Source organism: Azospirillum lipoferum, assembly GCF_024170005.1.
In the GTDB taxonomy this organism is placed as follows: Bacteria; Pseudomonadota; Alphaproteobacteria; order Azospirillales; family Azospirillaceae; genus Azospirillum; species Azospirillum lipoferum.
Genome location: NZ_JALJXJ010000036.1, coordinates 1 through 7,911 on the forward strand (window position 1 = coordinate 1; position 7,911 = coordinate 7,911).

General features: G+C 69.3%; 4 protein-coding genes. 1 reads left to right on the forward strand and 3 read right to left on the reverse strand.

All coding sequences use genetic code 11. The features are described from left to right. Positions 1-2,244, reverse strand: a 2,244-nt coding sequence (locus J2848_RS35595; RefSeq protein WP_253568852.1) for a condensation domain-containing protein, incomplete at its 3' end; no start/stop codon positions are given. Positions 2,245-2,461: 217 nt separating this feature from the next. Then, entirely contained in the window at positions 2,462-3,469 is a 1,008-nt protein-coding gene (locus tag J2848_RS35600) for a FecR family protein (protein ID WP_149235735.1), read from the reverse strand. A 303-nt stretch (positions 3,470-3,772) separates the two neighbouring features. Between J2848_RS35600 and J2848_RS35605 the strand changes: the two genes are divergently transcribed. Beyond that, the gene (locus J2848_RS35605; RefSeq protein WP_149235734.1) at positions 3,773-5,428 is read left to right on the forward strand and encodes a cyclic peptide export ABC transporter; all 1,656 of its coding nucleotides are present in this window, start codon (positions 3,773-3,775) and stop codon (positions 5,426-5,428) included. 125 nt (positions 5,429-5,553) lie between these two features. Here the strand turns inward: J2848_RS35605 and J2848_RS35610 are convergent. Then, positions 5,554-7,911 (reverse strand): non-ribosomal peptide synthetase (locus J2848_RS35610; protein ID WP_253568854.1); only part of this gene is annotated, 2,358 nt, incomplete at its 5' end.

The window sequence follows — 7,911 nt, forward strand, 5'->3', positions numbered from 1 at the left end:
GAAGGCCGCCACCGTCACCCCATGCCGGTGCAGCGCCTCGTAGGTCTGCTCCGGCGTCCACAGGCTGTCGTCGCGGACCAGCAGGCGGCTGCCGTGGGTCAGCGCGGTCAGCCAGCGTTCATGCGCGCCGTCGAAGGCGAAGGACATGAAGTGCAGCTCGCAGTCCTGCGGGCTCATGGCATAGAGCGCGCCGATGGCCCGGCAGTGCATGGCGAGCGGCCCGTGCGCCACCGCCACGCCCTTGGGCAGGCCGGTGGAGCCGGAGGTGTAGATGACGTAGGCAAGGGTGCCGGGCAGCACCGCCGCCGCCGGCGGCGCCGCGGCCTCCTCGACCGGCAGGCGGTCGAGCAGCAGGCTCGGCAGCCCGTCCGGCACCGGCAGACGGCCGGCGAGGCGGCCGTCGGTCAGCAGCAGGGCGATGGCGGCGTCCTCGATCAGGTAGGCGAGGCGGTCGCGCGGATAGGCGGCGTCGAGCGGCACATAGGCACCGCCGGCCTTGAGCACCGCCAGCAGGGCGACGATCATGCCCGGACCGCGCGGCAGGGCGATGCCGACGCGGACCTCGGGCCCGACGCCGGCCGCAGCCAGCCGCTGGGCCAGGGCGTTGGCCCGGCGGTCGAGCGTGGCGAAGCTGAGAGCCTCGGCATCGGAGCCGCCGTCGACGACGGCCGGACGGTCCGCGAAGGCGGCGGCGAGCGCCGCGATGCGCTGGTGGACCGGCTCGAAGGGCTCGGCGGCGACCGGGGCGTTCCAGACCGCCAACTGCGCCTGCTCTCCAGCCGTCAGCAGCGCCACATCCCCCACCCGACATCCCGCATCCGCAACAAGTCCCAACAGAAGCGTCTCAAAATGGCGGCGCAGTCGGTCGATCCGGTCATGGTCGTAGAGATCGGTCGCGTAGGTGAAGCAGGCCTCGATCCCGCCGCCCTCCTCCTCGACGGTGTCGAGGGTCAGGTCGTAGCTGGCCACCGCGCTGTCGAGCGCCATCGGCTGCACGCGCAGACCATCCATCGTGGCGCTCACCCGGCCATCGCGGCGCTGGTGGTTGAACATCACCTGGAAAAGCGGATTGTAGCTGAGGCTGCGCTCCAGCTTCAGCGCCTCCAGCAGCTGTTCGAAGGGAAGGTCCTGATGCGCCTGCGCTTCGAGCGCAGTCTGCCGGACATGAGCGAGCAGGTCGGCGACGCGGTCGCGCCCGTCGATCCGCAGGCGGAGAACCTGCGTGTTGACGAAGAAGCCGACCACCCCCTCGCACTCCGCCCGGTCACGATTGGCTACCGGCACGCCGATGGCGATATCGCCCTGCCCGCTGTGGCGATGGAGAAGCAGCGAGAACGCCGACAACAGCAGCATGAACGGCGTGACGTCCTGCTCGCGGGCGAAGGCGTGCAGCTTTCCGGCCAGTTCCGCATCGAGCGTGAAGCGCAGGACGGCGCCGCTGTGGCTCTGCCTTGCCGGCCGCGGCCGGTCGGCGGGCAGCTCCAGCGGCACCCGGTCGCCGCCCAACCTCCCGACCCAGTAGGCGAGCTGCCGCTCCGCCTCGCCCGCCTCCAGCATGTTCTTCTGCCACAGGGCATAATCGGCGTAGCGGATCGGCGGCGGTGGCAGATCGATCCGCCCACCCTGCCGGATTGCGCGGTAGAGCTCGGCGAATTCCCGGATCAGCACGGTCATCGACCAGCCGTCCGACGCGATGTGGTGCATCGTCACCAGAAGCCGGTGATCCTGCTCCGCCAGCCGGACGAGACGTGCGCGCAGGAGCGGGCCGGCCTCCAGATCGAAGGGCGCCTGGGCCTCCTCCTCCATCAGGCGGCGGGCGGTCTGCTCGCGCTCGTCCGCCGGCAGATGACCGAGATCGTCGGTGGCCAGCCGGAAGTCCGCATCGTCGAGGACGGTCTGCACCGGCTCGCCGTCACCCTGGCGGAACACCGTCCGCAGGGCGGCATGGCGGCGCAGCAGAAGCGCGAAGGCGCGAGACAGGGCGGCGCGGTCGAGGTCTCCCGTCAGACGCGTCGCGCTGAAGATGTTGCTGGCCCCGCTCCCGGGGTCGAGCTTCCATAAGGCCCACATCCGACGCTGGGCATGGGACAGCGGCGCTTCCGTGGCCGGGGCGAGATCCGCCGGGATCGGCAGCAGCGAAAGATCCACCGCTTCATCGCGCATGGCGCGCCAGAACAGCTTGCGCTTTTCCAACGGCAGACCGATGAAGCGGCGGACCAGGTCCACGGAGTCTTGAGCAACCATCTGGATTTTCCCATCGCCGGCTGGCTTGACGCTGATCCGGCCGGCGGGGTTCCGTTAAGGACCACCGGGACGGCCGGACTGTGCGCGGCCGCACATCAGGTGCGCCGCGGTCTCCAGTAGTGACGAAGAAGGGAAGGCCGGATTTACCCCGCTGGCGCGGAATGGCCGGCGCTGACGGGATGGACGCTGACGGGACGATGGCCGCCGACGGCCGGAGTCAGCGGGCCGACACCAGGAGTTCGCCGTCCCCGGGGGACAGCGTCACCGGCAGCACACGCGGAAGAGACGCCACCATGCGGTCGAGGTCGGCGACGTCATACACGCCACCGATGCGCATGGCTCCCACCTTGCGGTCGGCAAGCCGCAGCGGCCGCGACAGATAGGGGTTCAACAGCGGGACCGCTTCGGCAAGCGTGATATTGTCGAACACCAGCCTGCCCTCGCGCCAGGACAGGACCCGCTGCGAATCGACGCGCGCGACGCTGCCGAACAGGGCATCCCGGGCAAAACGGCCCTGCATACCGGGCGTCAGCCGCAAAGGCTCTCCCGCCGCCGCCGTGGCGGATGCCACGGTGACCGAACCTTCGGTCAGCGTCACGGAAAGATCGCCGCCGTTGGCCCAGACATTGAATTTGGTTCCCGTCACCCGGACCTGATGGCCGGCCGTGTGGACGGTGAAGGGAAGCCCGGCATCGTGCGCGACGGAGAAAAAGGCCTCGCCGTGGTCCATCAGGACAGTGCGCCGGTCACGGAACTGGGCATAGAACAGGGTGGTGTGGACGTTCAGGTCGACCGTGGAGCCGTCCGGCAATTCGACCATGCGGTGCCGGTCGCCGTCGAGAAAGACATCGACCCGCGCCGGCAGCAGGCCGAACGCCCAGCCTACCGGCCAGCAGGCGGCAAGGATCGCCGCGGTGCAGGCCGCCATCGCAAAGCGGCGGCGGCGTGAAGAATTCCGGACAGCGGCGACCGATGCCGGCCCACCCACGGGAGGCGGAGGCGCGGCCCTCTCGGGAGCCACGGTCACCCGCGGGCGCAGGCCGGCGGACAGACCCCAGATTTCCCGCATCGCGTCGAATTCCGCCAGATGGCGCGGATCGGCCAGGCACCAGCGTTCGAAAGCGGCGCGGTCGTCGTCGCCGACATCGGACGATTGCAGGCGCAGGCACCAATCCGCCGCCTCTTCGGTCACGCGGTCGTCGTCGGAGGGATGGGACGGAGGCATACGGGCGCGCTCGACTCCGGAAGGCGTTCGGCAGCTATAGGGCAAGCGGGGGCGGGACCGCAAGGCGGGCGGAACGGGATCGACTGTAAGCGAGCCATCCCATCGGAGAAAGCCCATGTCTGTCGCGGCGGCCGCGACTTTCCGCGACTGCGGCGGGCGAAGCACGACCGGGGAGCGGATACGAACGGGAGCTGCTTCAGTTTCTCCCCCCTCGTTCGTCCTAGTTAAGACGGCCGCACCCAACCGCCTCCAGGGCGGCAGCTTCGTGCCGGCCGCCTTCGCTCCAGTCCTGCAGGAAACCCGATGCCGACGCCACCCCGCACCAGCCTCGCCGCTCTGCTCCAGCTCCTCCACCCCTTCTGGCCGCTTCTGACCGCCGCCACCCTGCTGGGGGTGCTGGGCGGGCTCAGCGTGACCGGCCTGCTGGCCACCATCAACCGCATCCTGCATGCCGAGGAAAGCCCCGGCGCCGGAGTGCTGCTCGCCTTTGCCGGCCTGTGCGCCCTGGCGCTCGCCGGATCGGTGCTGTCCGACATCGGCACCAACCGGATCGGGCAGAAGGTCATCGCACGGCTGCGCAAGGACCTGGGCGACCGCATCCTGACAGCACCCATCGACCAGCTGGAGCGCTATCGCAGCCACCGCCTGATCCCCGTGCTGACCCACGATGTCGACACCATCAGCGACTTCGCCTTCGCCTTCGCGCCGCTGGCGGTGTCGCTCAGCGTCACGCTGGGCAGCCTGGGCTATCTGGCGATGCTGTCCTGGCCGATGTTCCTGGCGACCGCCGCCGCCATCCTGATCGGCAGCGCGGTGCAGTATGTGGCGCGCGTCCGCGGCATCGATGGCTTCAACGAGGCGCGCACCCACGAGGACGAACTGCAGAAGCACTACCGGTCGCTCGCGGAAGGAGCGAAGGAGCTGCGCATCAACAGGCCACGCCGGTTGCGTCTGCAGGGTGAGGCGCTGCGCGGGACCATCGACCGAATCTGCGACATCCAGATCCGTTCGATCAACCTCTTTGTGATTGCAAAGGGTTTCGGGTCGACGCTGTTCTTCATCGTCATCGGGGTGGCGCTGGGCGTCGAAGTGCTGTGGCCCAGCACCGACCGCGGGACGCTGAGCGGCTTCATCCTGGTGCTGCTCTACATGAAGGGACCGCTGGAGCATCTGATCGGCACCCTGCCCATCGTCAGCCGCGCCCAGGTCGCTTTCCGCCGCATCGCGGAGCTGTCGGCGGAATTCGCCTCGCCGGAACCGCATCTGCTGATGAAGGACGAGGCCGGCCCGCCCGCCACCATCGACCGGCTGGAACTGCGGGATGCCCGGTACGTCTATCCGCCCGCCGGCCCGGACGTGGAGCCCTTCGTGCTCGGTCCCGTCTCGCTGCGGGTCGGCCGCGGCGAGATCCTGTTCATCGTTGGCGAGAACGGCTGCGGCAAGACCACGCTGATCAAGATGCTGCTCGGCCTCTACCCCCCGCATGACGGGCAAATCCTGCTGGATGGCCGGCCGGTGACGCCGGAGACGCGCGACGATTACCGTCAGCTGTTCACCACCATCTTCTCCGACTATTTCCTGTTCGACGATCTGATCCAGGCGAGCGACAGCGTGCCGGAGGATGCACAGGTCTATCTGGAACGGCTGGAGATCGCCCACAAGGTCAGCGTTGTGGACGGGGTGTTCAGCACAACCGACCTGTCCACCGGCCAGCGCAAGCGCCTGGCCCTGCTCCAGGCCTGGACGGAGAAGCGGCCGGTGCTGGTGTTCGACGAATGGGCGGCCGACCAGGACCCGACCTTCCGGCGGATCTTCTACACCGAACTGCTGCCCAGCCTGAAGGCGATGGGCAAGACCATCATCGTCATCTCCCACGACGACCGCTATTTCGATGTCGCCGATCATCTGCTCCGGCTGACCGCCGGCAAGGTGGTGGAGGATCGCCAGCCGGCGCTCTGACGCCGCCTGCACGGGACCGGGGAGACGGATCGGGCGGAACGGGGCGGACAGAGAAACGGAGCGGATAGAGAAAGGGGGCGGGCCCGGTCGGGCACGCCCCCTTTTTCCTCGCCTGCGCCAACCGATCAGCCGGCTTCCAGCATGTCCATCAGCGCGCTCATCCGCGACAGCTTGCCGGGATCGGGTGCGGCCGGACGCTCGCCCACATGGGCTGCCAGGGCCCGCAGGGTGGCGTTGCCGAAGATCTGTCCGGGAGACAGCGCGACCCCGAAGTCCCGGCGCAGGCGGGCAATCAACTGGACCGCCAGCAGCGAATGGCCGCCGAGTTCGAAGAAGTCGTCGTCGAGGCCGACCCGATCCACCCGCAACAACTCCTCCCACAGCGCGGCCAGCCGGCGCTCCAGATCGGTGGAGGGTGCCATATGGGTCCGCTGCCGCAGCTCGGGCTGGGGCAGTGCCCGGCGGTCGAGCTTGCCGCTGGGTGTCAGCGGCAGCCGGTCGAGCCGGACCCACAGGGTGGGGACCATATGATCGGGCAGCCGCTCCCCCAACCGCCGGCGCAACGACGGCCAGAGCGCATCGCCCTGCCGGTCGTCCTGCCGGTTGTCCTGGGCGGCGGGAACGATGTAGGCGCAGAGCTGCCCGCCGCCGGGGCCGGCGACCGCGGCGACCGCGGCCTCGCCCACCGCCGGCTCCGCCCGCAGCGCCTCCTCGATCTCGCCGAGTTCGATGCGCAGGCCACGGATCTTCACCTGCTGGTCGATGCGCCCGAGATATTCGATTACGCCGTCGTCGCGATGGCGGGCGAGGTCGCCACTGCGGTAGAGCCGTCCACCCGGCTCGCCGAAGGGATCGGGAACGAAACGGTCGGCGGTCAGGCCCGGCTGCCGGTGGTAGCCGCGGCCGACGCCGATGCCGCCGATGTGCAGTTCACCCGCCACTCCCGGCGGCACCGGATTGCCGGAGCCGTCGAGGATGTAGAGGCGGAGGCCGGGCACCGGCCGCCCTGTCGGGATGTCGGCCGCGATGCCGTCCCAGTGATGGAAGGCGACGACATCCGCACATTCGGTCGGGCCGTAGCTGTTGTGGATGCGCGGCCTCGGTCCACGACGCCCGTCCAGCCAGGGACGCAGCGCGTCCGTGCGGATCGGCTCGCCGCCCAGCACCACGTCGCGCAGGGACCCCAGTTCCCCGTCCCGCTCCAGCGCCACCAACGGCTGGAAAGTACTCGGGGTGGCGTTCAGCGCGGTGATGCCGTGCCGCCCGATCCAGTCCAGAAGCTGTTGAGGGTCGTAGCCGTCCCCCGCCATGTGCAGCTGTCCGCCGGTCAGGAGCGGCGCGAAGAGGTTCTTCTGCGTCAGATCGAAGGCATGCGAACTCATCAGCAACAGGCGGCTGCCGGCACCGAAATCGACATGATCGCAGTACCAGCGCATCAGGTTCATGAACCCGGCCTGCGTCACTCCGGCGCCCTTGGGCCGGCCGGTCGAGCCGGAGGTATAGATCAGGTAGATCAGGTCGTCGAGGGAGCCGGCGGGGGAACCGGCAGGCTGGAGGTCGTCGTCGGCGAAGGACGCCAACCGGTCAAGGTCGGCATCCAGACGGACCGTCGGCAGACCGGCGGGCCAGGGCATGCCGCCCTGCAATGCCTCCGAGGTCAGCAGCAGCGACGCACCGCCATCCTCCAGCATGTAGGCCAGACGCTGCGGCGGGTAGCCGGGATCGAGCGGCAGATAGGCGGCGCCGGCCTTCAGAACTGCCAGGATGGCGACCACCAGCTCCGGCGAACGTTCGAGCGCGATGGCGACCCGGTCGTCCGGCCCGATCCCCTCTGCACGCAGCAGGCGAGCCAGACGGTTGGCGCGGGCGTTCAGGTCTCCATAGGTCAGACTGCCGCCCGGATGGACCAGGGCGGTCGCTTCCGGCTTGCGGTGGACCTGGGCCTCGATCAGCCGATGCAGGCGCATACTGGAACCGGACGGGAGGGTCGGCCCGCTCAGGCCGCTCCACTCCTCCAGAATCCGGCGGCGGCGTTCGCCCTCCAGCAGTTCCAGTGCGCCAACGGGGGTTTCCGCATCGGATGCCATGCGGTCCAGCAGACCGGCGAACAGCTGGGACAGCTCCTGCACCGGGCCGGGGTCGAAACGGTCGCGCCTGTAGCCGAAGGCCAGATCCAGCGTTACACCGGCCCGAACCGTCAAAGTCATCGCATAATGGGTGTCATCGACGGTCTCGGCGGAGCCGAACCGCAGGCTTTGATCGGCCTGGTTCTTCAGGGCTTCGTCGACGGGATAGTTCTCGAACACGACGATGCTGTCGAACAGCGCCCTCCCCTTGCCCGTCGTGCCGAGATCGGCCGCCGCCCAGCGCTGCACCTCGTGCAGCGGTGTGTGCTCATGCTCGCGCAGCTCCAGATTCCGCCGCTGCAGCCCGCGCAGCCACTCCCCAACCCCCTCGCCACACGGCGGACGCTCCACCACCGG

What these genes read in the sequence shown, in the direction of transcription:
- J2848_RS35600 (WP_149235735.1), bottom strand. Translation starts at nt 3,469, where the DNA reads ATGCCTCCGTCCCATCCCTCCGACGACGACCGCGTGACCGAAGAGGCG.
- J2848_RS35605 (WP_149235734.1), top strand. Translation starts at nt 3,773, where the DNA reads ATGCCGACGCCACCCCGCACCAGCCTCGCCGCTCTGCTCCAGCTCCTC.